Below are 25,617 nucleotides of genomic sequence, written 5' to 3' on the forward strand. Positions count from 1 at the left end.
CTACGTATCGGCATTGTAATTGTGCGAAGATCGAGATCAACCAGAGAGGGGAGTTGATCGCCGACCCACACTCCGCCCGAAATCGACCTTGTCGCCCCTTGGCAAACTCCCCCACCGACTTATCGTCCGCGGTTCCAGCTCACTCCCCTACCCCGCGAAAAGATCGTCACTGACTCTTCACTTCCCCACCGCTCCCGCCCGATCGGTCATTAGGCTCACCCCGTAGTACCGCCACCGACTCGGCGTGCGATGTGCGCCGCGGGCCCACGCACCCGTCATGTGAGGAGCAGGAGTTCGATGCCTCAACCGAACCGCCGCCACATTCTCGCCGGGTTCGCCGCGGCGACCGCTACCGCGCTACTGGGAGGGCCGGCCTGGGCGAGGCCGCCGGCACCGGAGACGGTGGCGCCGTTCGGTGACGATTTCCTGTGGGGCGTAGCGGCATCCGGATTCCAGTCCGAAGGAAACGCACCCGACAGCAACTGGATGCGAGACATAGCCGCAGGTAAAACCGACGACCCGTACCTGAACTCCATCGACTTCTACGGCCGCTTCCGGTCCGATATCGGGCTCGCCGCCCAGCTCGGGGTGCGGGTGTACCGGATCGGTGTCGAATGGGCCAGGCTGCAGCCGCGGCCGGGCGAATGGGACCCCGCGGGATTCCAGTTCTACGACAACGTCATCGCCGCGATCGAGGCGGCAGGCATGCGCCCGATGCTGACCCTGGACCACTGGGTGTATCCGGGCTGGGAGGTCGACCGCGGCGGCTGGCGCAACCCCGAGATGGTGGCCGACTGGCTGGCCAACACCCGAGAGGTCGTCGACCGCTATGCCGCGCACGATCCGCTGTGGATCACCTTCAACGAGCCCGCGATGTACGTCCTGAACGAGCTCAGGCACGGCGGAATCGGCCCAGGCGAGGTGCTCGCGATGCAGGATCGTATCGCCCAGGCGCACAATACGATCTACGACCACATTCACAGCGTGCATCCGGGCGCCATGGTCTCCAGCAATGTCGCCTATATCCCAACCGCAGAGGATGTCGTCAACAAACCGCTGATCGATCGCATCGGCGCCAAGCTCGACTACATCGGCATCGACTACTACTACGGCTTCTCCCCCGAGTCGCTGCTCGCGGGCCTGCCGAATATCGAGCAGCTGTGGACGATGCCGCTGCAAGCCGAGGGCATCTATTACGCGTTGCAGCACTATGCGCGCCAGTTCCCCGGCCGCCCGCTCTACATCGTGGAGAACGGGATGCCCACTGAGAACGGGCATCCGAGAGCCGACGGCTACACGCGCGCCGATCTGCTGCGTGACACCGTGTACTGGCTGCAGCGCGCGAAAGCCGACGGCATGAATCTGATCGGTTACAACTACTGGAGCCTCACCGACAACTACGAGTGGGGTTCCTACACCCCGAGGTTCGGGCTCTACACCGTTGATGTGCTCACCGACCCCACACTCACCCGCCGGCCGACCGACGCTGTGTCCGCCTACACCGCGATCACCGGCGCGGGCGGGGTCTCCCCCGGCTACCGCCCCACTCGCGGCCCCGCCACATGTTCGTTCGTCGATGCCGTTGCCAGCTGTGTCGACCCGGTGACGGTGCCGCGCTGATCGAGTACGGACGCGCGGGTACTCTTCGCGACCGGTCCGACCACGGAATCCGTGTAAGACTGGCGGCGTGAACGGGCCGAACGAGGGAAAGACCGAAGCCGAGACCGGCAAGTCCGAAGGCGTTGCGACGCCGGAGCGTGGCGATGTCATCGGTGTCGGTGTGCTGTGGCTGGCGAAGTGGTCGTTGTGCATCGTCGCGATCGCGGCGGGCGTCTGGGTGATCGGGTATGTCGCGGCCAAGCTGTGGGTGGTGCTGCTGCCGGTGTTGCTGGCGATCGTGGTCGCCACGGTGCTGTGGCCGCCGACCCGCTGGCTCATTCGGCACCGGATGCGCCCGGCCGCGGCGGCATCGATCACGGTGATCGGGTTCCTCGCGGTGTTGTCGGGAGTGATCGCACTGATCGTGCCGTCGGTGGTCGATCAGGCGCCCGCGCTGGCGGACAAATCGACCGAGGGCATCAACAAGGTACGCGACTGGTTGCAGGGCCCGCCGCTGAATGTGCGTGACGAGCAGCTGGATTCGGCGGTCGAGGCGGTGGTCTCCCGGCTGCAGTCCAGTGCTGAACAGATCGCGACCGGCGTGTTCAGCGGAGTCAGTGCGGCGACATCGGCGCTGATCACGTTGTTCCTGGTGCTGGTGCTGTCGTTCTTCTTCGTCAAGGACGGGCCGCGTTTCATGCCGTGGCTGCACGATACGGTCGGCTCCTCCAGCGGACGGCATCTCGAAGAGGTGCTGGCCCGGGTGTGGGTTGTGCTCGGAGGGTTCATCCGCACCCAAGCGCTGGTCAGTCTGATCGACGCGGTGCTGATCGGCCTCGGTCTGGTGATCTTGGATGTTCCGCTGGCACTGGTGCTTGCGGTGATCACCTTCCTCGGCGGGTTCATCCCGATGGTCGGTGCGTTCGTCGCCGGTGCGCTGGCCGTGCTGGTCGCTTTGGTGGCCAATGGTGTGACCACGGCGTTGATCGTGCTCGGCATCATCATCGCGGTGCAGCAGCTGGAAGGCAATGTGCTGCAACCGGTGCTGCAGAGCCGCAGCATGAAGCTGCACGCGGTGATCGTGTTGCTGGCGGTGACCGGTGGCGGCTCGCTGTACGGCATCGTCGGAGCATTCCTGGCGGTACCGGTGGCGGCCGTGGTTGCGGTGGTGATCCGTTATGTGGGCGAGCAGATCGATGTGGTCACCGCACCACCCGCCGAACCGGGTGCGGATCTGGAGCCGGCAGCAGAGTAGCTCGCGAGTGAGGCGTCGAGCGCCTCACTCGCTGACCGAGCTATCGAGTGTGGTGTGCGCGGACTGGATCATGGCTGTCGGTGAAGCTCAGGAACCGTGGAATCACCTGTTCCGGATTCGCCCACAGCAGGTCGTGCCCGATACCGGGATAGATGTGAACCTCCGCTGACGGGATACCGTTGCGGGCCCGAGGGACAGCGACCTCCAGATCATTGACGACCGTCTCGGCGCCGAAGAGCACCAGACTCGGGGCGGTGATGGCCGCCAGCTGAGCGTCGGTGAATGGGCGGTCCCACGGCGTCGCGCAACGGCGCTGTCTGAATGCATCGCCCCGCCCACCCCATGACATCCGGTGTGTACACGACGTGATCTCGTGCCAGGTCCTCGATGAACCGTGACCACACTTGGCCATTGCCGCCGATGCCCGGAAGCAGCACGATCGGCGCGCCTTCCCCGGTCCCGGATTTGCGCAGGCTGATGGGTCCGTGATGCGGCGAAGAAGAGGAACGGACGGTACTCGTGCCACGACTGGTCGACCACGAACAGCGGCGACGCCAGATCACCGACGCCGTACGGCGCGTGATCGTCGGCGGCGGACTCGAGACGGTGACTTTCAAACCGTCGCTGCCGAAGCCGGGATTTCGGTGCGGCTGGTGCAGTACTACTTCGGTACCAAAACGGACTTTCTGCTGGCGACCCCTCGCTCGGTGATCGATGACGCGGGCGCTCGATTCACGCAGCGATGGGCCGCACTCGGCGCGGAGGCCAGTCCCCGCGAAGCCATCCGCACGGTGTTGACCGAATTGCTCCCCCTCGATGACCAGCGCCGTGAGCAGATGATCGTGCTCGAAGCCTTCGCCTGGGCAGCGATCGGCGGTCAACACGTCACCGCCGACCCGATTTTCGGCGGGTACTACGGCAACCCCGGACCGGAGACCGGGATATTGATCCAGCTCGGCTGCGCCGGATCCAGGCGCACGTGCTGCGGTTTGAGCTCACTTTCGTTGAGCAGCGGGCGCAAGGGCAGGCCGCGGGGGAAGTTCATGGCGTAGATATCCACGCGCAGGCGGTGTCCCGGTTGCAGGATGGCGTCGGTCGCGGTCAGTCCGATATCGATGATGGTCGGCTGCCCGGGGACCAGCGGCTGCCTGGTGTCGAGGGTGAGCACCGGGTACGGGTCGGTGTAGTCGCCGTTGGCGGAGCGAGTGGCCCTGCCCTCGTCGACCTTGCGCAGCGAGGCCGTGAGCTGGCCGCTGGTCAGCACGGTGGAGCGGCCGTCGGGTGCCACGTCGTTGACGGTGACCGACCAGTAGCCGTCGGTGGCGTCGTGCACGGCGTTGAGGTGCAGATTGATCGGGCCGGAGATCTCGGTGGGTCCCCGCACGGGTGCGCTGGTGAAGGTCAGCGCGCTGGTTTCGCTGATTCGCGAATCCTTGGCGCAGGCGTCGAGGATTCCGGTGATGCCCGCGGTGCCGGTGGCCGAATCGCGCGAACACAAAGTGGCGAGTCCCGGTGCGACGGTGAGCTGGGCGGGTGCGCCGGGGGCGGTGGTGAGGCTCCCGTCGTGCACGCTCGCCACGGTGCCCGAAGGTGCGGAATCGAGGTACATGCGGCGGTAGTCCATACCGGGGCGCGGGAAGGCGGTGGTGCTGGTCCAGCCGCCGCCCTGCTGCCACAAGGTGACGTTGTCGTAGGTGTCGATGCCGTTGTCGATGCCCTTGAGCCATTTGTCGAACCACGCGCGTTGCAGCACATCCAACCGCGGTGGTGCGCCGGGAAGACCGTTCCCGCTGCCGGTGGTCAGGTGGTAGATGTCGCCCATGATGAGCTTTTTCTGCGAGTCGGGGACGTCGACGGCGTTGTAGACCCGGGGCGAGGAGTAGGTGAAAATGTCGTGCCAGCCGCCGTAGACGAAGGTCGGGATGTCGACCTTGTCGGGGTGGCCAAGCCAGGATTGCCGGATGGCGCTGTCGTCCTGGATGAGTTCCATCAGATGCGGGGGAATGGCGTCGACGCTCGGCACCGTGAGCGCGGCCAGGAAGTAGTTGAAGAACGTCATCGGGTCCTGGACGCGGTCGGCCAGCCACTTCCAGTCGAAAGTGCCGTCGACCATCGACTTGACGTCCGGGATCAGCTTGGTGGTATTGACGGCCAGCAGCCAGGCGGGCAGGAAGCCGAACCCGACGCCTGCCCCGGTCGCGGCGATGTCGCGCAACAAGTCGCTGCCCGGCACGATCGGGAAGATCGCTTGCAGCGCCTCGGGTTTGCGTTCGGCGGTTTGCAGCTGGTTGATGGCCGAATAGGAAATGCCGGTCATACCGACCTTGCCGGTGGACCAGGGTTGGGCGGCGGCCCAATCGACCACCTCGACGCCGTCGAGTTGCTCGCGTTCGCCGAAGACCTGCCAGGTGCCCTGGGAGAACCCGGTGCCGCGGACGTCGACGACCACCTGGGTGTAGCCGCTCTGGACGAGTTTGCGGTCCACTCCGAAGGATCGCAGGGTGCCCGCGGGCATGGCCTTGGTGATTTCGGTGAGGCCGCCGAGGCCGAAGGCGGACAGGTCGAAGGTCTTGAAGATCTCGGTGAGGGCGTCGGCCAGCACCGGGAAAGTCAGCGCTGAGTCGAGGACGTTTCCGACGAGTTTGGTGTACGGGGTGAGGTTGACGATGGTCGGCGTCTTGTCCTCGATGGGCCTACCTGCCGCGTCGGCCGGACGGTAGATATTGCCTTTGAGGACGGTGCCATCGCTCATGGTGATCGGCACATCCCAGTCGATGTGCACATTCGGATAGGTGCGTGGCCCATCGTGGGTGGCGGTCCATTGTGCGCCCAGCGCACCGCCGTCCGGTTGTGCCTGTCCGGTCTGCGCCGCCACCAGCGCGGCAGCGACCGCGACGATGCTCACCAGGGTGGCCACGGCACTCCGGACGAGACGTCGATGTCTGATCATGTGTCCCCTCATCCCGACCGAGCGGAACTCCCTCGTTCCTGACTCTCGGGTAACCATAGGATGGATCACATTCGGTGGCAACTATGGCCTGAGTCTCACCAGGATCGAGGATGTGAGCGGCGTTCGTGTCGCATTGCCTCATATCCTGGACATATGACCGTGCTGACTGAAGGAGCGCCCGATCGGCTGCCCCATGGCCCGCACCGCCTCACCCGCGAGGAGGTCGAGAATTCCCAGTACCTGCGGCTGTGCGCGGCCGCGCTGGAGGCGGTGGGCGAGCTGGGCTACGCACCGACGACGGTCACCGAGATCGTCGGCCGGGCCAGGGTCGCGCGGCGCACCTTCTACGCGCTGTTCGGCGGCAAAGAGGAATGCTTCGCCGCCGCGTACGACAATGCCGTGGCCGATTGCCTGCGCAAGCTCACCGAGACCATCACGTTGAGCGAGGACACGGCATTCGCCGATCGAGTGCACACCTCGTTCCGGGTCTTTCTCGAGATCCTGGCCACGCAACCCGCTGCCACGCGTGCGCTCTACATCGAAATCCTGGCCGCCGGCCCCACCCTGATGCAGCACCGGGCGCGGGTGCATCGACTGTTCGCAGAACACATTATGGCCGTCGGGCGGATCGGCGCCGAGCGTGGCGAGATTCCCGCGGAGCCGGAGCCCGAGCTGATCGACATGCTCATCGGCGGCATCGGGGATCGCATCGTGTCCTGCTTGGCCGAGCGAGGGGCCGCAGAATTACCCGAGCTGGCCCCGCTGTTCACCCGTACCGCGCTCATCCTGTGCGGTGGCTTGCGCCCCTGATCGGGGCTCACCGGATGCCGAGTAGCTCCAGCCAGCCGGTCAATTGCAGGTCGAACACCTCACCACGATCGGTGAAGGTTCCGGACCCGTACATGTCGAACACGTCGAAGCTCACCGCGCCGAACAGTGCGCTCCACAAGACGAGGGCACGCGCCAGCAGTTGGTCCGGCAGCTCGATGTCGAATTCGTCGCGGATTCGCCTGAAGTCGGCGATTGTGGCGGGCGAGATCGGGGGGGATGCGGCTGTCGTAGCGAGCTCGCCGTCGCGGTGAGCGGTTTCGATGATGCGCAACAGCGTCGCGATGACGCGAGTGCCCGGAGCGACGGTCTGCTCGGCGGGTGCCGCGTATCCAGGGATGGGGGTTCCGAAAAGCAATCCATACCAGGCGGGTTCGGCCAAGCCCCAGTCGCGGACGGCGTGGACGGCGGCGCGGAGCCGGGCGGCCGGGCCGGCGGGCGCTGCGGCGACAGCGGCGTCGACGGCATCACCGAGCGTGTCGTAGCCGTCGACCACCAGCAGTGTCAGCAGTTCGTCGCGACTGCGGACATAGCGATAGACCGCCGAGGAGACCACACCGAGTTCACGCGCGACAGCACGCAGCGAGAGCGCCGCGGCGCCTTCGGTGGCCAGCTGGGTGCGCGCGATGCGTTTGATGTCCTCCATGGTTTGGGCGCGGGCGCGTGCCCGGGGTGTGGTCATGGGTGTCACTGTTGCCCATTCCAGAGAGCGATGTCAACAATAGTGATCACCGCTCCCCCATTGTCCGGTGTCAGCGTCCCGATTCGTCGAGTTCGGCGACCGCCCGTTCGATCTCGTCGGCCAGGGTCGCGCCGCCGACCTCCCAGGCGGCGGCGCGGAAGCGTTCCCGGAATCGGCTGAGGTCGCTGCCGATACCTTCACCGCCATAACTGGTCGCGGCGGCGTCGCGGAAGGTGCGCACCATTTCGTCGGCCAGTTCGGCGATGCGCGCTCGGATCACCTTGCGCAGCGCGCCGCTGAGAGTGATGTCGGTGCCGACGTCGTAGAGGATCAGGGCGCCTTTGAGCATGGGCAGGTCCGGGATCGCCCAGTTGTCGTCGCGCCGCTCCAGATATTGGGCGGCCAGTAGCTCGTCGAGGATCTCGGGGCGGCGGTCCCCGAGCAGTTCGGTCAGTTCGTCGTCGTCGAGGACGGCCGATTGATCGGACGGGCCGGGCTGGCGGGGATCGAAGACCACACGCCAGTCGGCAGTGCCCTGTCCCGCCTCGGCGGCGAACACTTCGCGGATCGCGTCCAGGCGCAGGCCGCGGGCTTGCATGGCGAGTATGTCGCGCAGCCGGTCCAGATGTTCGTCGCGGTAGAGCGCTTCCTTGCCGACGCGTTCGGCTTTGGGCAGCAATCCGAGCGAATGGTAGTAGCGGATCGTTCGCGCCGGGACGCCGCTCAGTTCGGCCAGCTGGGTGCGGCTGTATCGGGACACTCGACCAGCATAGATACCAAGCGCACCCTTCGTTGACAGTTCCAACTGTCGTCATTAGCGTAACCGGCGTCACTGCCGACGCCGACCGAGGAGTTACCCCATGTCCAAGCACGCGACGGACTACGACGTCCTCATCGTCGGGTCCGGATTCGGCGGCAGCGTCACGGCGCTGCGACTGGTGGAGAAGGGCTACAAGGTCGGCATCATCGAGGCCGGTCGCCGCTTCGCCGACGACGAACTGCCCAAGACCAGCTGGGATCTGCGCAAATTCCTGTGGGCGCCCAAGCTCGGCTGCTACGGCATCCAGCGCATCCACCCGCTGCGTGATGTGCTGATCCTCGGTGGCGCAGGCGTCGGTGGCGGATCGCTCAACTACGCCAACACCCTGTATGTGCCGCCGGAGCCGTTCTTCCAGGATGCTCAGTGGCGCGAGATCACCGACTGGCGTGATGAGTTGACCCCGTACTACGAGCAGGCCCAGAAGATGCTCGGCGTGGTGCGCAACCCGCATATGACACCTGCCGACGAGGTGTTCAAACAAGTCGCCGAGGATATGGGTGTCGGCGATACCTTCGTGCAGACCCCGGTCGGTGTGTTCTTCGGGGAACCCGGTAAGACCGTCGAGGACCCCTACTTCGGTGGTGTCGGCCCCGAGCGCACTGGCTGCGTGGAATGCGGTGACTGCATGGTCGGCTGCAAGTTCGGCGCCAAGAACACCCTGGTGAAGAATTACCTGTACCTCGCGGAAAAGGCGGGCGCGCAGGTGATTCCGATGACGACTGTCACGGCGCTACGGCCCCAGGCCGATGGCACGTGGGAGGTATCGACCGAACGGACCGGCGCATGGGTGCGCAAGAGCCCCGCCACGTACACCGCGGGTCATGTGGTGCTCGCCGCAGGAACCCTCGGCACCCAGAAGCTGCTGCACGCGATGCGTGATCAGGGTGTGCTGCCCGACGTTTCGGATCAGCTGGGTGTGCTCACCCGCACCAACTCCGAATCCATCGTCGGCGCGGCGACCAAGAAGGTCCAACCGGGTCAGGACTTCACCAAGGGTGTGGCGATCACCTCGTCCATCCACCCCACCCCCGACACCCATATGGAACCGGTCCGCTACGGCAAGGGATCGAACTCCATGGGCCTGCTGCAGACCCTGATGGTGGACGGCGGCGGACGCGTCCCACGCTGGCTGCGTTTCCTCGGCATCGCGCTGCGGCACCCGTTGACGCTGCTGAGCTTCCTCAGCGTGCGCAACTGGAGTGAGCGCACCATCATCTCGCTGGTCATGCAGCATCTGGACAACTCCATCACCACCTACACCAAGCGTGGACTGTTCGGGCGCAAACTCACCTCCAAGCAGGGACACGGCGAACCGAACCCGACCTGGATTCCCGCGGGCAACGACGTCACCCGCCGGGTCGCCGACAAGATCGGCGGTGTCGCGGGCGGCACCTGGGGCGAAGTGTTCAACATTCCGCTCACCGCGCACTTCCTCGGCGGCGCGGCCATCGGCGCCGACCGCGACTCCGGTGTCATCGACGCCTTCCACCGCGTCTACGGCTACCCGACGCTCAGCGTCGTCGACGGCGCCGCCGTCTCGGCCAACCTCGGCGTCAACCCGTCGCTGACCATCACCGCCCAAGCCGAACGTGCCGCCGCCTACTGGCCAAACAAGGGTGAACAGGATCAGCGCCCCACCCAGGACGCCCCCTACCAGCGCATCGCCCCCATCGCTCCGCACAACCCGGTCGTCCCAGCCGGCGCCCCGACCGCGCTGAGGCTGCCGGCCTTCCCCGCCCGCCGCACCGACAGCACCACCGCGGCAGGCTGATCAGTTCCCACACAACCGCCCCGTCGGCCTCGCCGGCGGGGCGGTTCCTCATCCTGCGGCAAGGGCATAGTGTCGCTCGCAGTGATTGCGCCATGCGCGCCGTCGCTGCGACTCACTCATCTCGAGAAGCGAACGCAGCCTCGCCCACACCGCCTCGTCGGCGGGCGTGAAGACCTGCATCCACGCTCGCGGAGCCGCAACAGGCGCCATTACCGTCATCGTCGTCTCCAGCTCGCCCACGGCTGGATGCCTGATCACTTTCGTGAGACCGACCGGAACGGCAATATCGTTGTCGTCCCACAGCTCGGCGAAAAGACCGCTCGTGGTACGGAGTTCGGTCACGAAATCGTGCCAGCTCGGATCGCCGAGGTTCTCGGCATGCTCCCCGCGCAAGAAGGCAACCATTCGGCGCAGATCAGTGCGATCGGGCCGGTAGGTGGTGCAACATTCGGGACTGAACAGCACATGCCGGAGCACGTTGCGGTCCCCCGAGACGAGCCCCGGACATACGACCCGGTACGAGTTGTTGTGCGCGAGAACATCGAACCTCGCGTTCAGCAGCGCGGCAGGCAGCGGATCCAGCTGATCGAGTATGACCGACAGCGCCTCCGGCAGACGCGTATCACCTCGAGCCGACGGGACCGTAGGGACATTTGCCAGCCGATACAGGTGCGCCTTCTCTGCCTCATCGAACGCCAGCGTGCGTGCCACCGCATCGAGAACCTGCACGCTGACGTTGATCTCGCGACCTTGCTCCAGCCAGGTGTACCAGGTGACGCCGATGCCCGACAGCTCGGCCACTTCCTCACGGCGCAGCCCCGGTGTTCGGCGCCTCGGACCACACGTCAGACCCACGTCTGCCGGCGCGATCCGTGCTCGCCGTGACCGTAGGAAGCTTCCCAGTTCTCGGCGGCGTGCGCGCCGTAGGGCACGCACGTCCACTATCTCGACCATCAGGTCATCCTTGTCTACTGTCGCCGGCGTATCCAGGTGGTGGCGATACCAGTGTCAGCGGACTCCTGGTGCCGCAGTGGTCGATTCCCCAAGCTCGAGAACATGATTCAGATATCGGAAGCAGGAAAACTCGGGCGCACCACGACACAGCCACAACCTCCGCCGCAACGGCGAGCATTGCTGGCGGTGCTGTTGACCGGGCAGTTCATCGCAGTGCTCGATGCCTCTATCGTCAATGTCGCTATCCCGTCGATTCGCGATTCGTTCGCCGCGGATGGTTCGGCCCTGCAGCTGATCGTGGCCGGATACGTCATCGCGTACGCGGTGCTGCTGGTCACCGGCGCGCGGCTCGGTGATCGATTCACCCAGCGACGTGCCTTCATCGCCGGGCTCGCGCTGTTCACCGCGGCATCGCTCGGCTGCGGCCTCGCCACAGATGAGCTGATGTTGATCGTGTTCCGATTCGTTCAGGGTGCCGGTGCGGCGGTGATGGTGCCGCAGGTGATGACTGTCATCCAGCGAGAGTTCACCGGCGATGCGCGAGCCAAGGCCCTCGGGGCTTACGCGGCCATCGTGTCGGGCGCGCTGGTAGCGGGACAGGTACTCGGCGGCCTCATCGTCACCGCTGACCTCGGCGGCACCAGCTGGCGTGGGGTGTTTCTGGTCAATGTGCCGCTGGGCATTGCTCTACTGTTCGTCGCGCCCCGCGCTCTGCCGGTGACCATAGCCCGCGTGGGCCGCAAGCTCGACATCGCCGGTTTGTGCCTGCTCGGTGCCGGCGTCTTGCTACTCGTGCTGCCGTTGATACAGGGACATGACCTGCCCTGGCCGTTGTGGGCATGGGTAGCAATGTCGGCGGGCTTTGCGACTATAGCGCTGTTCGTCGTGGTCGAGCGTGGCACGGGTGCGCGAGGCGGGGAGCCGCTGTTCGCCCCCGCGATCCTGCGGTCGCCCGGGTTCGTACGCACAGCGCTGACGCTGGCGGTCATCATGACTGCGTTCGGCGGCTGGATGTTCGTGCTGACCATCCACCTTCAGCAGTCGCTGGGCTACAGCGCCGTGCACTCGGGTCTGTTGTTCGTGCCCATGGGCGCGGTCTTCGCGGGTGTCAGCCTGAACTGGGCCCGAATGCCCGCGCGGCTGCATGCGGCCATGATTCCGGTCGGGCTCGTGGTCGCTGCCATTGCGACGATCGTGCTCGGGCTGTCGCTCGGTGCGGGGGCCGAATTCGGTGTGGTCATGTCGGCGGTTTTCGCCGTGATGGGTCTCGGCTACGGACTGGCATTCAGCCCGCTGATGGCCCGTGCGCTCGCGAATGTAGCGCCAACGATGGCTGCGGACAGCAGCGGCATCGTGGCGACCTGCGTACAACTCGGCACCGTCGCCGGAGTCGCGGGTTTCGGCGCGGTGTACCTCGCCCTCGCCGGCACGACAGACACTGCTGTATCGGCCATGAGCGCCACCGGGGTCGCCATCGGATCTGCGGCTCTTGTCGCGGCCGCAGCAGCGGTGAAAACGGTACGGTAATCGCACTGCACTGTCGAATACGCCGCAATGGCTGCCACGTGCTCGTATGTTTACCGTACATAGTGAGATCGGAGATGGACAGTGGGTACTGGTGAGGTCGCTGCGGACTATGTGATCGTCGGGGCGGGGTCGGCGGGTGCGGCGCTGGCCGCGCGGCTCAGTGACGATCCGGATACCACGGTGGTGCTGTTGGAGGCGGGGCCGCGGGACAAGAACAAGTTCATCCATATTCCGGCCGGCTTCTCCAAGCTGTTCCGTTCTGAAGTGGACTGGGACTACCTGACCGAACCGCAACCGCAGCTCGACGGCAGGCAGATCTACTGGCCGCGGGGCAAGACCTTCGGTGGATCGTCGTCGATGAACGCCATGATGTGGGTGCGCGGGTTCCGCGCCGACTACGACGAGTGGGCGTTGCTCGCAGGCGAGGACTGGAGTTTCGCCAAGGTCGTCGAGCAGTTCCGGCGTATCGAGAACGTCGAGGGCGCCCAATATCCCGACGAAGGCACCGACGGCCCGCTGCACATCTCCCATCAGCGCAGCCCGCGCGCGCTCACCGCCGCCTATCTGGAGGCGGTGCGCGAATCCGGCTACCAGGTCGAGCCCGCGAACCGGCCGGAGCCGGAGGGCTTCACCCAGACCATGGTCACCCAGCACGGCGGCAGGCGCTGGAGCACCGCCGACGCCTATCTGCGCCCGGCGCTGCGCAGGCCGAACCTGATCGTGCGCTCCGAGGCTCTGGCCACCCGCGTGCTGTTCGACGGCACCCGCGCCACCGGCGTCGAATTCCGCCAGGGCGAGGCCACATTCACCGCGACCGCGCGACGCGAGGTGGTGTTGTGTGGCGGGGCGATCAACAGCCCGCAGCTGCTGATGCTGTCGGGTATCGGCGACCGGGAGGAATTGAGCCGCCACGGCATCGAGACCGTGCATCACGCACCGGAGGTCGGGGCCAACCTGCAGGACCATCTGGTCTCCGCGGTCGGTTACGGCGTCGGGTCCGATTCGCTGTTCGCGGCCGAAAAGCCGCTGCAGTTGCTCGACTATCTGCTGCGCCATCGAGGGATGCTGACCTCCAATGTCGGTGAGGCGTACGGGTTCCTGCGCAGCAATTCTGAGCTGGAGCTGCCCGACCTCGAGCTGATCTTCGCGCCCGCTCCGTTCTTCTACGAGGGTTTGCGCGAACCCACCGAGCACGGTGTGGTGCTGGCGACGGTGTTGCTGCGCCCGCACAGTCGCGGCCGGATCAGCCTCGCTTCCAAGGACCCTGCGGCCAAGCCGATCATCGACCCGCGCTATCTGTCCGACGCCGACGGTGCCGATCGGGCCGCGATCCTGTCGGGCCTGCGTACGTGTGTCCGGCTGGCGGAGGCTCCGGCACTGAAATCGGCGCTCGGGCCGATCATCTATCCGCCGCAGGCGCCGGCCGATATCGAGGAAACATTGGCGCTCTCGCTCAACGGCTACTCCCACACCCTGTATCACCCGGCGGGCACATGCCGGATGGGCACCGATTCCGCCAGCGTCGTCACCCCGCAGCTCGAGGTGCGCGGTGTGCAGGGTCTGCGCGTTGCCGATGCTTCGGTGATGCCGGTGCTGGTGCGCGGACATACACACGCGCCGTCGGTGCTCATCGGTGAGCAGGCGGCGACCTTCATTCGGCGCGGCAGCGAGGGCTGAGGATTCACGGCCCGCCCTGGTTGAGCCTCAACGCGCAGCGAGGGCGGGCCTGTCTCGCTGGCTCACTCCGGCAACGGTTTACCGAGCAGGCACCCTCGCGAACCCGAGTGGCGGAGTGAGGTCACGATCGGGACGCACCACCGGACGGAAGTCCGGATGGTTGAGCAGGCTGCCCGCGTTGCGGGCGGCGTAGCAGCGCACCAGCGGCAATGCCCGCGCGACCTCCGCGCGTTCCACCGGCTCGGGGTCGACGAACCCGATCGAGTCCAAGCGCAGGCCGAGCGTGTGGCTGATCCGCACGATGGCCGACGATTTGCGGCCCCAACCGATCTCGACCACCGAGAACATCTCGTGCAGTCCGTACCTGCGTAGCACGTCCGCGGTACGCCCGCGATCGCCACGGCTGGCCACCGCATGCCACATCCCGCGCTCGCTCAGAATGCGCAGTGTGCGCAGCGCTGAACGATCCAGCGCCCCGACGGTGCCGTCGTAGACGACGCCGTCCCACAGCGTGTTGTCCAGTTCCCAGACCAGACATCGCAGTGCCGGTTGCATCTCGGCGCCCCTATCGGTTGCTCATCGCTGTTGCCGCGCCGAACACAGCAGGTGCGGCCGGCACACCATCCAGCGCAAGGCACGGGCCGGGTAAGACTCCGGTTTCCCGGGCCGACTCGGCCGGGACGATGCTACCCATACCGGTCACCCGCGGACCACCCGTGCGCGCTCGCTCATCGCGGCACACCGAGTCCATCGGCCAGGACCGGCCAGGAGTCCTTCATCGCCTGTTGCCAATATCCCCAGGAATGGGTACCGGTCGGCTGGAAATCGAAGGTGGCCGGGATGCCGAGCTGCCCCAGCCGGCCTTGGAGGTTGTGGGTGCACCAGTTCACTGCGGCCTCGATCAGCCCGCCGAGCACCAGCTGATTCGCGTAGCCGCGCGGGCCCGCCTGCATATGCGACCCGTTGTACACGTCATACATGCCGGGAACGCCTGTCCCGGTCGAGATGAACAGCTTCAGCCCACGCAGTCCTTCGGCGTTGACGTAGGGGTCATTTGCCGCCCACATCGGATCACCCGGCGGCCCGTACATGTTCTCGGTATCGCCACCACCCCACGACTCCACCGCCAGCTTCACGAACTGCTGACCGATCGGATCACTGATCTGCGCGCACCCACTGTAGGCGGCGACCGCTCGATACAAACCCGGCTTCGCGATCGGCAACTGCAACACCGAGGTACCCGAGGTCGACAGACCCGCGATCGCGTTCACACCGGTGGTACCGAACTCCGCGTCGATCAACGGCGGCAACTCCTCGGTCAGGAACGTCTTCCACTTGTACACACCCAGTTTCGGATCCGGCGCACGCCAATCGGTGTAATAGCTCCAGCGCCCACCGACCGGCTGCACCACGTTCACCTGCTTATCCGCCAGAAAACCCGTCACATCGGTGTTCTTCTGCCAGGTCGCGCTGTCCAATCCACCGCCACCACCGTTGAGCAGATACAACGTAGGCGCAGGCTTCGACCGATCCGCCGGACGCAGCACGTTGACCATGATGTCGGTGTCCATCGACGCCGAATGCACCCGCACCTGCACCGTGCGGTCGTCCACGGCCCACGAACCGGTGATCGAAGACGCCGGCTCCGCTGTCACACTCGGCGGCGCCGCAGCCATCCCCGACGCTGCGGCCACCACGGCGACCGCGATCGCAAGCATGCGCCCCCGCGTCCGGCGGGCGGTTTCGGATCCGATCATGAGACGCAAAGCTCCTGTCCTGGCCGATGCACGGCTCGAACCGGCACCCTCCAGCTGGTCGACTGCAGGTGAATCAGCACCAACCTAGAACCCGCCGACCCCACCATCGGATGAACAAGATCAGATCTGGACACATCACCAACGCCCGAGCTTGCGCCTAGAGACACAACACAAGCCGCCACCGCTCGGCGCCGCACCGGATTCCGCAGCGTGGTTTCGTGGCGGCGTCGTCGCCGATTCCACCGAGGTCGAACAGCGCGTACTCGACGTCCCCGATGTCCCAGTGGTCTCCGAGACCGCGGCAACGGCAATGGCCGAGGGTGGTGCCGTGCGGACAAGCCATCGGCAATTCGATGGCGATCCGGCGAAGGTCCTTGACCGATCGGTGCAATACGCGATCGAACTGCTGCTATCCGGGGCGAAAACGATCACACGGTAACGCGCCCCCTGCTGTCGGTGCGTATCCCGAGGCATACGGGGTATGCGCTACGCACATCAGTTTCTCGATGATTGGAGGCGTCATGACCGACGTCGACGAGAATGTTTCGCCCCGACGAGGCGGGCGGATGGCGATTCCGCGCAGCCGGGGCGCGCTGGGCGGGCTGGCGGTGGTGATCCTCGGGATTTGGGGCGCACTCATCCCCTTCGTCGGACCGTACTTCGACTTCGCCTTCACCCCGGACGATCCGTGGGTGTGGACCGCTGCACGTGGCTGGCTCCAGGTGCTGCCGGGCGCCGCCGCAATAGTCGGTGGTCTACTCATGCTCTTCAGCCGGAACCGCGTGGTCGCGAGTTTCGGGGCATGGCTATCCGTACTGGCAGGCGCGTGGTTCGCGATCGGGCCCGTACTGGCCGATGTGCTCCGTATCGGGGACATCGGACAACCGGTCGCCGGCTCCGACCTGAAGAGTGCGCTACTGCAGCTGAGCTTCTTCTACGGACTCGGGGCGCTCATTCTGTTCTTCGCCGCGAGTTCGCTGGGCAGGTTGTCGGTCCGCAGCGCGCGCGACATCGCCTTCGCTCATCGCGGGGTCGCAGCGGTAGCCGGTAACCGTCGCGTTGTCGACGAACCGCAGCCGGTGGAACCCGCCGACACGCCCGATCGTGGATTCCGCGGGAGGCTGGGCAAACCCGATCTACGCCACCGGCCGATATGAGGTTCGGTCCTGGCGCTATTGGCAATGGGCTCGATGGGCCGTCCGGTCGGCGGCCGACTGTACTACTACTAACGATGGCGCGCCAGTTCCGCCTTCGACCATGCGTGCAGTCAACGACGTGCACCGTCGGCCGATGGCGTTGCTGAAGCGCGCTCGAGGTGAGGAGCCGAAATGGCAACCAGCACAATCATTACGATCATTGTTATCGCGGTAGTCGTCGTCCTGATCGTCGCCGCAGCGCTGATATGGTCGGCGAGTAAACGCAAGGAACTCCGCCGTACCGAAGCGGAACAATTGCGCGACAAGGCAGCCGGAAAGGCACGCCAGGTCGGACAGCGCGAAGCGATCGCTGACGAGACCGCAGCCAAGGCCCGAGCGGCGGCAGCTGAAGCCGACGCCAAGAAAGCCCAAGCGGCCGGCCTACAGCAACGAGCCGCAACCCATCGCAGTGAGGCGGCAACCTCTCGCGACGAGCTGAACCAGGACATCGAGCGCGCCGACGAGATCGATCCCGACCAGAAGAAGCGCGAAGGTACCTAGGAATACGAGCGCCGTGTACGCGGCGCGGAACCGCAGCCCGAACTGCAAGTGATTCCAATGTACCTGTGGCACACGGAAGGCCACAGCCTGCGCACCCGGCTAGCGGACATCGCACCTGAGCATCTGGTCATCAGCAGGATGACGACCGCCGCCGGCCACACCGTTAACCGAAGCGCGCACGACGAGCCGGGCGATGCGGCGTGTGTCCGCCCGGTCCGCGGGACGTAGCCAGGCGGGCATACCGATCTCCTCGGGTGCCTTGTCGTTGCGCAGTTCGCGCCAGCTCGGGTGGCAGAGCCCGTCGCCGGTGCGCGGCGGCTGGCCGTTCATTGGAGAGGGCGCGCTGCGCAGCCTGACACCCCTTCTCGACCTGGAGGTCATCAATCCCGGGGAGGCCCTCGCCGCAATCGATCAGCATCTCGACGAACTCTTCACATCGTAGAGAATCAGGAGTCGCCGCCGACAAGTAGCGCACCGCAGGCAGCGCGCCTGGATCGCGCTTGATGCGACCCCGAGCCCACCGGCCGAACACGACCCGAACGCTGCGTCGCCCGCCGCAAGGTTGGCGACAAGCTGCATACCTCGGGTTATTCACTGCCACGAGTCCGGCGGCGATGCGCACCGGGTCGACGTCGCCGGCAGTACCACGCTGCGGCGGGGGTCGATCACTGTCTGCCCGGCGAACCTACTCGGCGCCCTTTCCGGTACGTCAAGGCTGGGCGGCGGGAAAGAGCGGGCGACGGAAGGGCTGTGAGTAACGCACCGACCCCGAAACGTCGGCTCGAAAGTGTGGCCGATAGGGGCCGCAGAACCAGAAGTACCTTCGAAGCGACGACCATATGCCCTGGTCACAACACCGTCACAGGGCGGATGATGGTTCGGCAGGAAGTTGTCGACCATTAGTCCTGGAGGTGCGGTAATGACGAATACCGAGGCTGTAATGCATCCCGACGTGGCCTGCATTACCGTTCGCGACACCATGGAAACCGCCGCCCAACGCATGCGCCAACTCGATATCGGCGCACTACCGATCTGCGACGGCGAAGGACACCCCGTCGGAATCATCACCGACCGCGACATCATCATCAAAGTCATCGCACTCGGCGAAAACCCCAAAACCACCACCGCAGGCGAACTCGCCCAGGGCGACGAACTACTGACCGTCGACACCACCACCGACATCACCGACGCCGTCACACTGATGGCGCAACACCAGATCCGCAGAATGCCCGTGACAGAGCAGGGAAAACTCGTCGGCATCATCACCGAAGCCGACCTCGCCCGCCGACTCCCCGATCAAACGGTCGGCGAATTCGTCGAAGCGATCTGCGCCCAGCACCTACCATCGACAACCGACGGCGGATCCTGAGCGCTACCCGCGCAACGACGTCAGGGGTCAGTCGACGTCGGGCGGGAACACCAGCTCCTCGACCGGACGTCGTGGTGTCGCCGGAATGGGCTCGTTGCTGGTCGGCGCCCACCCGACCCGAATGAAGGCCTGCGGGTAGCAGGTTCCGTTCACCATCCGCGACCTCATTCTCTCCCGCTGTGCCGGTACCTCCAGCGGCTCTGTCAGCGTGCATGTCGCGAGCCCGATGTTGGCGGCAGTCAGCAGCACCGCACTCAACGCCTCCCCTGCCCGCAGCCTCGACATCCGGTCATCGGCCGAGGTTCCCAGCATCAGCAGTTCCGCGTAGTCACGCTCCACCGCCGGATCAGCCAACTCCGGTCCGGCGAAGGCCCGGGCGGGTAGCTCGTCACCGGCGCGCGGCGTGGGCGCGTTGCGAGCCGGCACCCCGTCGAGGCTGCCATGCCGTCCTGACCACACGGCCAGTTCGAATCGATAGTCGGGGTCGGCGGCGTGGACGCGCGCGGCGGCGCGGGCGGCGGCAACCAACTGATCCCTGTCGGAGTCCTGTACGTGTCGCACGATCGCCCCGAGCGACGATGCTCGCTCGGTCAACAACCCCAGGTATCCGGGCGGGACCGGCCATGACGTGTAATGCCGCCGGTCGGTCCGCCGATGCTGAATGGCGGCGCTCATCTCGATCTCTTGACTGGTGGCGCGGTGGCCGACCAATGTCACGGCGGCGAGGTGATCCGGCTCGTCCGGGTTCGGCAGCCGGTGAACGATCGTCGCCCAGCCCATCGCCGCGAACGCCACCGAAAGATGGTGCAGGGCAGCCCCACCGCTGAGGATCAGGTCGCGCCGGTCGGGATCGGCCATCGGCAGTGCCCTGTCCTGGTCGAGGTACAGCTGAACACTGCTACCGGCGATGCGCCAGCGCCATGGCTGCATGTTGTGTACCGACGGTGCTCGACCGGCGAGCGCGAGTACCGCCGCAACGGTGTTGTCGTCAGGCAATCCGCGGTCCATGATCTTCGTCCTTCATCCGGTTGGTTGCCACCACCGTCGCACCGCGACACCGCACTGGATAAGGGCATGAGGGCCCATTTTGAGGTGACTTCGGGTGGCTATCGCGAGCGCGAACAGGCGTTCCCGGACCGGCGGCCGCGAGTTGCGCTGCTCGGTGTCGGTATGCGCAGGTACCGACACCAGCCGATCATGAACACTTGACTGCTCGAAACCCACACCGGCGAGCGCCGCCCCACGAAACCCGCGGTGGTCGCCGGTGTCCTCACGTTTCCTGAGCGGACTCCCACAATCCGACCAGATTGCCTTCAGGATCGGCGAAGTATGCCGCAAAACCCATCTCCCCCACAGCAAATTTCGGGCCGACGGTCGTGCCTCCGAGTGTTTGAATCTTGGCCAGAGCCCCGTCGATATCGTCGACATCGACCGTCACGACAGGAGCCGTCACCTGGCCCCGCCGAGTCAAGCCACCGTTGATGTAACCCGGCTCCGACGACATGCCGTCCGCCCCGAGCGGCCCCGTCATGACGAGCGTGTAGTCCATATCCGGCACTTCGTTGACCTGCCAGCCGAACGCCTCACGATAGAAATCGCGGGCGCGGTCACCGTCGTCGTAGGGGATTTCGAAGTGCACAACCCGGCCTGTCATAGCGTTCCGCCTCTCACTGGGACCGATCCGCCGACGCCGACGGACCAACCATCAGGGAATGCGGGCGACCGCTTGTTCGCGGACGTCCGGTTCGGTGGCGCATCTGTGACCGACGATCAACACTCCGCGCCCAGCTACGAGCGGCCTCGCTCGATCGTCGCGATGCTGCATCATCGGCCGGCGGATGCACCTCGGGCCCCGATTACTTTACGCTCCTTATCCGGGAACCACGCCTATAAATACCGAGGTCAGAGCCCCGCCTCGCGGCCATGGGCCAAGCTATCGGCAACGCGTGGCGGATCCACCCGAAACCGGAGTTCGGCGAGCGCGATGATCACCCATACCGCCGGCACTCCCCCGCACAGTCCGCCTACTAGCCAACGATGGGCTGTGGATCCGCGAACGCGACGAGCATGTCGACTGCCCGATTCAGATCACGCTGCGCGCGGGCAGGATCGGGGTTCACCAGGTACTGGATGATGAGGCCGTCCATCATGGCCAAGGCCAAGCGACCGAGGGTCGCGAAATCCACCGCGCATCGTTCGCCCGCGGTTCGGGCGGCCTGCTCCCAGAAGTCGGCGACCAGCGAGGTATAGCGCTCGTATTGCAACTGCGCGAGACCGCCCCGCCCCTCGCTGCGTACGGAGTACATGGCCAGCTCGTATTGCATGATCTGCAATCCTGCCGCGTCCGCCACCAGGCCCTGCCACACACGTTCTGTGCCATGCCGAATCGCGTGGACCAGGCCTCGGTCGAGGGCTGCGTCGGCGCGAAGGGCTGTCACGACATCGACCGTTGCCGAGTTGATGACGGCCCGAAGCATCGCGTCCTTGCTGGCGAACACGTAATGCAGAGTGCCGAGCGGGATTCCGGCTTCGGCAGCGACGGCGCGCAGGGTCGTCCCAGCGACGCCAACCTTACTGAGCACTTGTACGGCGGCAGCGACGATTTCCTGCTCGCGCTGGGCTGCTTTCACGTAGGCCAACCTGCCTCCTTCTCGTGTGGATCGCGCTTCGCAGGTGATCCCGTAGACAGAGCCTGAGTCGTACGTCCGTCCAATTTACGTTAAGACCCTTGCGCACCCACGGCAATCTGTGGCCTACTAAATCTCGGACGGACGTCCGACAAACAGCCGCATCAGAATCGCATCGGGACAGGGGTTGCGTATGGGGCAGGAACCGGCACACGCAGCGGGGGCGCCAGAAGCAGCCGTATCGGTGCCCGTAGTGGTGGTCGGCGCCGGGCTATCAGGGCTTGTCGCCGCCCGTGAGCTGCACCGACAGGGTGTCGAGGTCGTGGTGTTCGAGGCTGACGACCGGTTGGGTGGGCGCGCGTTGAGCGAGACCACGCCGCTGGGATCGCGAGTGGACCTGGGTGGTCAGTGGATCGGCCACGACCACCGCCGCATTACCGCACTGGCCGCCGAGCTCGGTGTCGAGAAGTTCACGATGCACACCGGGATCCTGCCTGCCGTGCTCGACGGGCCGCGGCGGCTGCCGCTCTGGTCGCCTTCGCTGCTGTTCACCGGCGCGGTCATCGCCGCCGTCGAGGTACTCGCCCTGGTGGGTGCACCGCAGCGGTGCAATTCGGTGACGATTGCCGATGGGATGAGCAAGTTACCCGGGCGCACCGCACGCCGACTGCTCGAGGTGGCCGCGCTCATCTCATGGACCGCTGATCCTGACCGGTACTCGATTCATGCGATGACGAAGATCATCCGCCTGCAAGGTGGTCTGCGCACCAGCCTCGCCACGCGCGGCGGCGCCCAGGAAGCACTTCTGGTCGAGGGGTTCGGCGCAGTCGTCGACCGCATCGCCGCCGAACTCGGCGACCGAGTGCGAACGGGCCATCAGGTCACCTCGATCACCCAAGGCGGCGACGGGATCACCGTGGACACGACCGCAGGACGGGTCCGAGCCTCGAAAGTCATCGTCACCGTCCCCCCACCGACCTTGCGACGCATCGACTTCGAGCCCCCGCTGCCCGCCCACCGGGCAGCACTCGCCCGCAACACCTACATGGGTTCGGTATACAAGGCGATCGCGGTCTACGACCGTCCGTTCTGGCGCGAGCACGGCGACGCGGAATTCCTCATGCTCGATCCGCCGGGCCGGGCGATATTCGACACCAGCCCACCGGAGGGACCGGGCCACCTGTGCGTCTTGGTGGGCGGACCGGAAGCGCGTGCCCTCGATCACCTCGACCCCGCCGACCGACGCGCGGCACTGCTCGGCGCACTGACCGAGCATCTCGGCGCCGAGGTGCTCGAGCCGGTGAGCTGGCACGAAAAGTCTTGGCATCTGGATGAATACACCGGCGGCGGCTACACGGCAGTGCCGGAGCCTGGGACCACCGAAGGAATCTTCCCGGTGGATTCGACACCGTTCGGCGACATCCACTGGGCAGGCACCGAAACCGCGCAAGACCATGCCGGCTATTTCGAGGGCGCCGTCGAATCCGGCACCCGCGCGGCGGCCGAGGTGGTCGCCGGTCGGCTGCCTCATCGCCCCGTGCACCCTGCCCGGACCGCCAGTTCGTCCACAGATCGTTGAATCCCCTGTGCCAGAATCAATATCAGCAGTCGTTTCGTAGTCACCGGTGATGCCGAACGCCAGTTGGTCGTCGTAGCGCGTCCGCGTCGAGACCGGCTGCCCGGTCCGGCGTCCGCAGCGACGGCCCCCCGGCTGTGTCGCTTCCGGGGCCAATACTGGATCCGTCCCACTTTCCATGACCAGGCGGCTGCCCCGTTGTGCTCGCCACGCTCTTCTCGGACCCGGTTCCCGGTTCCGATCCTGCCATGGGCTCGATTCGACGAGGCGGGGTGCGCAATCATATGGGCGTGAAATCGATGACTCCATCCGGACCCGGCACTCATGAAGGTGATTGGATCAAGGTGTGGTACCGCTTTGTGCCGCGTGACGGCTGGCTGCCCGATGACACCGAGGGGTTGTGGGCCACCCAGTTGAGCGATGACACGGCCCGCGTGGAGAACGCCCCTTTTCTGCAGGATGGGGTGGCTGAAGGTGAGATCGTGCGGTTCGTTACCGACGCCGATGGCCGCCGCTGGGCCAAGGAACGGGTGGAGGCGTCAGGGAACTGCACCATCCGAGTTCTACCCATTCCCAGCGGTCCGCTGGGGCGCAGCGCGCAGGCTGTGCGCGATCGATTGTCTCCGTTCGTATCAGGCGGGGAAGCGTTCAGCGAGGACCTCCCCCTGGTCGCGTTCACCGTGCCTGCCGATGCAGACCTGGCTCAGCTCAAGGCTCTGCTGTCCCGCGGCCGAGATGACGGCTGGTGGCACTTCGAGGCTGCATGCGTCACCGACGCGTGGTGCGACGCTTAGCAGACACGAAATGCGAACGGGCGCACGGATAGTTGACCATGGCAGTTTGTTCTGATCCGGCTATTTGCCGGAAATCCTGCTGATGAACCCGGAAAGCGGGTAACTTCGGCCTATGGACTCCGAAGATCGTGAGTTTCTCCTCCAGTTCCTGGACTCGATGGCCGACGACTTGTCCTTCATATTCGAAGCGGGCGCTCGGGATATGCCACCGGGCACCGTAGTTCAAAGTCTGTGGCCGGCTTGGAATGCTGTGCAGCAACGTGGCGACATCGGCCGTTTGATAGCGGCAGTGCGAAGTGCGGACTACGACGAAAGACTCGACGAAGCGGGGCTCTCTGGTCCTGAACTGGCGTTCAAACGTGAAGGTTGGCGCAACGCTCGTCAGGCAGGCCTACAAGCCCCATCGCTGCGGCCGCTCAAGCGCTGGCTCAAATGGATCGACGTGATCCTCGGCAGTCTGATCGCCGTGATCGGAGCGGGTGAAGGCCTGAAGGAGCTCAAAGAGGGCTTCGAGGCTGAACTCGAGGACATCGAAGAAGGCGCTCAGGCCGACGGCTCGTAGTCTGCGGAAATCGCTACTCGATCCTCGATTCGCCACGGCACATCAGGTGGCGATCAGCGCACCGGCCAAGGCCAGCATGGTCACCCAGAGGGTCGACCCAGCGGCCAGCACGAGTGGGCGGGCTCCGACTCGGGCCAGCGACCGCAACCGCACGCCGGTACCCAGCGCGAACATGGCAGCGGTGAGTAGCACTGTCTGCACCTCGCGTGCCGCGTCGAGGGCTGCGGAGGGGATCACGCCGGTCGACCGCACCGCAGCGCATGCGAGGAAGGCGAGTACGAACAACGGCACCAGTGCAGGCTTACGCTCTGATACGGAGGACGCGTCGGTCTGCCGACGGCGGATATGCCAGCTGATTGCCGCCAGGACTGGCGCGAGCAACACGACTCTGGCTAATTTGACCACCACCGCGATGGTGAGCGCGGTACCGCCGATTGCCCCGCCCACGGCTACCACTTGCGCAACCTCGTGGATTGCGGCGCCCGCCCACACACCGCTGGTCGCCTCATCGAGCCCGATTGCGCGCGAGGCGGGCGGGATGATCGCGATCAGCAGCGTCCCGAACACCACCACCAGGGCAATCGAGGTCAAAACCTCTTCTTCTTCGGCGTCGACGACTCCGTCCGCTGCGGCGACCGCGGCGGCGCCGCAGATCGAGAACCCGCATGCGATCAGCAGTCGCTGGGTCCACCCGATGCCGAGCGCCCGTCCGAGCAGCATGGTGCCGGCGATACCCGCGACCACAATGACAAGCACGAGAAGCAGAATCGCGGGCCCGAGCCCAAAGATGTCGCTGAACGTCACCTGCAAGCCGAGTAGCGCGACACCGATCCGCAGCAACCGTTTGGAGCAGAACTGCAGTCCGGGCCGAACGCGCTCTGAAATATCGACGACGTTCGCGGCGATCGCACCCACCAAGATTGCTGCTAGAAGCGGGCTGAGAAAGGACGTTTGCCGGGTAAGCAGCATAATGGCGGCAACGACGACAGCCGCGAGTACGAGACCGGGCGCATACTCTCTACTCCATTGCCGTGCGCGGCTCTTCAGCGATCGGCGCAGTGGTTCCATCGGCGGGAGCGGCTCGTTCATCAGGTCGGTCGCATTGGGCTGGGACATGGTCGAGGTATCCGGTGCTTTCGGTCTCGGAACCGCCCGACAGTGGCCGACGGTCG

At 65.7% G+C, this 25,617-nt stretch carries 25 protein-coding genes; 14 read left to right on the forward strand and 11 right to left on the reverse strand.

Features of this window, described 5'->3' with window-relative positions; translation table 11 throughout:
- Positions 1-297 precede the first annotated feature (297 nt).
- The gene (locus tag ACFXNW_RS19055; RefSeq protein ID WP_379419026.1) at positions 298-1,620 is read left to right on the forward strand and encodes a family 1 glycosylhydrolase; all 1,323 of its coding nucleotides are present in this window, start codon (positions 298-300) and stop codon (positions 1,618-1,620) included.
- Positions 1,621-1,687: 67 nt separating this feature from the next.
- The gene (locus tag ACFXNW_RS19060) at positions 1,688-2,854 is read left to right on the forward strand and encodes an AI-2E family transporter (protein WP_379419027.1); all 1,167 of its coding nucleotides are present in this window, start codon (positions 1,688-1,690) and stop codon (positions 2,852-2,854) included.
- Positions 2,855-2,894: 40 nt separating this feature from the next.
- On the opposite strand, the gene ACFXNW_RS19065 is transcribed toward ACFXNW_RS19060, so the two are convergent.
- Both ACFXNW_RS19065 and ACFXNW_RS19070 read right to left on the reverse strand, forming a co-directional pair.
- On the reverse strand, positions 2,895-3,203 hold the full coding sequence (locus ACFXNW_RS19065) for an alpha/beta fold hydrolase (protein WP_379419028.1): 309 nt from the start codon (positions 3,201-3,203) through the stop codon (positions 2,895-2,897).
- Between the two features lie 564 nt (positions 3,204-3,767).
- Positions 3,768-5,804 (reverse strand): CocE/NonD family hydrolase, encoded by a 2,037-nt coding sequence (locus ACFXNW_RS19070; protein ID WP_379419029.1) that lies wholly within the window; start codon positions 5,802-5,804, stop codon positions 3,768-3,770.
- A gap of 153 nt (positions 5,805-5,957) precedes the next feature.
- On the opposite strand from ACFXNW_RS19070, the gene ACFXNW_RS19075 reads away from it, so the two are divergent.
- On the forward strand, positions 5,958-6,614 hold the full coding sequence (locus ACFXNW_RS19075; RefSeq protein WP_379419030.1) for a TetR/AcrR family transcriptional regulator: 657 nt from the start codon (positions 5,958-5,960) through the stop codon (positions 6,612-6,614).
- 7 nt (positions 6,615-6,621) lie between these two features.
- On the opposite strand, the gene ACFXNW_RS19080 is transcribed toward ACFXNW_RS19075, so the two are convergent.
- Positions 6,622-7,314: a TetR/AcrR family transcriptional regulator gene (locus tag ACFXNW_RS19080; RefSeq protein WP_379419031.1), complete on the reverse strand. Its 693-nt coding sequence runs from the start codon at positions 7,312-7,314 to the stop codon at positions 6,622-6,624.
- 70 nt (positions 7,315-7,384) lie between these two features.
- Positions 7,385-8,074, reverse strand: coding sequence for a MerR family transcriptional regulator (locus tag ACFXNW_RS19085; protein WP_379419032.1), 690 nt, complete (start codon positions 8,072-8,074; stop codon positions 7,385-7,387).
- A 100-nt stretch (positions 8,075-8,174) separates the two neighbouring features.
- Here ACFXNW_RS19085 and ACFXNW_RS19090 point away from each other — a divergent pair, with 100 nt between their 5' ends.
- A complete protein-coding gene (locus ACFXNW_RS19090) occupies positions 8,175-9,905 on the forward strand; it encodes a GMC family oxidoreductase N-terminal domain-containing protein (RefSeq protein ID WP_379419033.1) in 1,731 nt (576 codons plus the stop codon).
- Positions 9,906-9,953: 48 nt separating this feature from the next.
- Here the strand turns inward: ACFXNW_RS19090 and ACFXNW_RS19095 are convergent, their stop codons facing one another.
- Positions 9,954-10,859, reverse strand: coding sequence for a helix-turn-helix transcriptional regulator (locus ACFXNW_RS19095; RefSeq protein ID WP_379419034.1), 906 nt, complete (start codon positions 10,857-10,859; stop codon positions 9,954-9,956).
- A 102-nt stretch (positions 10,860-10,961) separates the two neighbouring features.
- Here ACFXNW_RS19095 and ACFXNW_RS19100 point away from each other — a divergent pair, with 102 nt between their 5' ends.
- Both ACFXNW_RS19100 and ACFXNW_RS19105 read left to right on the forward strand, forming a co-directional pair.
- Positions 10,962-12,386 (forward strand): MFS transporter, encoded by a 1,425-nt coding sequence (locus ACFXNW_RS19100; protein ID WP_379419035.1) that lies wholly within the window; start codon positions 10,962-10,964, stop codon positions 12,384-12,386.
- An 81-nt stretch (positions 12,387-12,467) separates the two neighbouring features.
- Entirely contained in the window at positions 12,468-14,063 is a 1,596-nt protein-coding gene (locus tag ACFXNW_RS19105; protein WP_379419036.1) for a GMC family oxidoreductase, read from the forward strand.
- Positions 14,064-14,141: 78 nt separating this feature from the next.
- Here the strand turns inward: ACFXNW_RS19105 and ACFXNW_RS19110 are convergent, their stop codons facing one another.
- Both ACFXNW_RS19110 and ACFXNW_RS19115 read right to left on the reverse strand, forming a co-directional pair.
- Positions 14,142-14,618, reverse strand: coding sequence for an HAD-IIIC family phosphatase (locus ACFXNW_RS19110; protein ID WP_379419037.1), 477 nt, complete (start codon positions 14,616-14,618; stop codon positions 14,142-14,144).
- Positions 14,619-14,791: 173 nt separating this feature from the next.
- On the reverse strand, positions 14,792-15,820 hold the full coding sequence (locus ACFXNW_RS19115; protein ID WP_379419038.1) for an alpha/beta hydrolase: 1,029 nt from the start codon (positions 15,818-15,820) through the stop codon (positions 14,792-14,794).
- A gap of 151 nt (positions 15,821-15,971) precedes the next feature.
- Between ACFXNW_RS19115 and ACFXNW_RS19120 the strand changes: the two genes are divergently transcribed.
- From ACFXNW_RS19120 to ACFXNW_RS19140, 5 genes are all read left to right on the forward strand, one after another.
- A complete protein-coding gene (locus ACFXNW_RS19120; RefSeq protein ID WP_379419039.1) occupies positions 15,972-16,259 on the forward strand; it encodes a hypothetical protein in 288 nt (95 codons plus the stop codon).
- An 82-nt stretch (positions 16,260-16,341) separates the two neighbouring features.
- Positions 16,342-16,977, forward strand: coding sequence for a hypothetical protein (locus tag ACFXNW_RS19125; RefSeq protein ID WP_379419040.1), 636 nt, complete (start codon positions 16,342-16,344; stop codon positions 16,975-16,977).
- A gap of 171 nt (positions 16,978-17,148) precedes the next feature.
- Positions 17,149-17,517 (forward strand): hypothetical protein, encoded by a 369-nt coding sequence (locus tag ACFXNW_RS19130; protein WP_379419041.1) that lies wholly within the window; start codon positions 17,149-17,151, stop codon positions 17,515-17,517.
- Between the two features lie 193 nt (positions 17,518-17,710).
- Positions 17,711-17,959, forward strand: coding sequence for a hypothetical protein (locus ACFXNW_RS19135; RefSeq protein ID WP_379419042.1), 249 nt, complete (start codon positions 17,711-17,713; stop codon positions 17,957-17,959).
- A gap of 477 nt (positions 17,960-18,436) precedes the next feature.
- Entirely contained in the window at positions 18,437-18,886 is a 450-nt protein-coding gene (locus tag ACFXNW_RS19140; RefSeq protein WP_379419043.1) for a CBS domain-containing protein, read from the forward strand.
- Positions 18,887-18,913: 27 nt separating this feature from the next.
- On the opposite strand, the gene ACFXNW_RS19145 is transcribed toward ACFXNW_RS19140, so the two are convergent.
- From ACFXNW_RS19145 to ACFXNW_RS19155, 3 genes are all read right to left on the reverse strand, one after another.
- Positions 18,914-19,894: an Acg family FMN-binding oxidoreductase gene (locus ACFXNW_RS19145; RefSeq protein WP_379419044.1), complete on the reverse strand. Its 981-nt coding sequence runs from the start codon at positions 19,892-19,894 to the stop codon at positions 18,914-18,916.
- Positions 19,895-20,156: 262 nt separating this feature from the next.
- Entirely contained in the window at positions 20,157-20,540 is a 384-nt protein-coding gene (locus ACFXNW_RS19150) for a VOC family protein (RefSeq protein WP_379419045.1), read from the reverse strand.
- A gap of 373 nt (positions 20,541-20,913) precedes the next feature.
- A complete protein-coding gene (locus ACFXNW_RS19155) occupies positions 20,914-21,525 on the reverse strand; it encodes a TetR/AcrR family transcriptional regulator (RefSeq protein WP_379419046.1) in 612 nt (203 codons plus the stop codon).
- A gap of 181 nt (positions 21,526-21,706) precedes the next feature.
- Between ACFXNW_RS19155 and ACFXNW_RS19160 the strand changes: the two genes are divergently transcribed.
- From ACFXNW_RS19160 to ACFXNW_RS19170, 3 genes are all read left to right on the forward strand, one after another.
- The gene (locus ACFXNW_RS19160) at positions 21,707-23,092 is read left to right on the forward strand and encodes a flavin monoamine oxidase family protein (protein ID WP_379419047.1); all 1,386 of its coding nucleotides are present in this window, start codon (positions 21,707-21,709) and stop codon (positions 23,090-23,092) included.
- A gap of 197 nt (positions 23,093-23,289) precedes the next feature.
- Entirely contained in the window at positions 23,290-23,883 is a 594-nt protein-coding gene (locus ACFXNW_RS19165; RefSeq protein WP_379419048.1) for a DUF4265 domain-containing protein, read from the forward strand.
- Between the two features lie 112 nt (positions 23,884-23,995).
- Positions 23,996-24,445: a hypothetical protein gene (locus tag ACFXNW_RS19170; RefSeq protein ID WP_379419049.1), complete on the forward strand. Its 450-nt coding sequence runs from the start codon at positions 23,996-23,998 to the stop codon at positions 24,443-24,445.
- 42 nt (positions 24,446-24,487) lie between these two features.
- Here ACFXNW_RS19170 and ACFXNW_RS19175 read toward each other — a convergent pair whose 3' ends face one another.
- Complete coding sequence (locus tag ACFXNW_RS19175; protein ID WP_379419093.1) at positions 24,488-25,513, reverse strand: YeiH family protein; 1,026 nt, start codon at positions 25,511-25,513, stop codon at positions 24,488-24,490.
- Positions 25,514-25,617 lie beyond the last annotated feature (104 nt).

Origin of the sequence: Nocardia sp. NPDC059180 (assembly GCF_042754945.1) — a bacterium.
In the GTDB taxonomy this organism is placed as follows: Bacteria; Actinomycetota; Actinomycetes; order Mycobacteriales; family Mycobacteriaceae; genus Nocardia.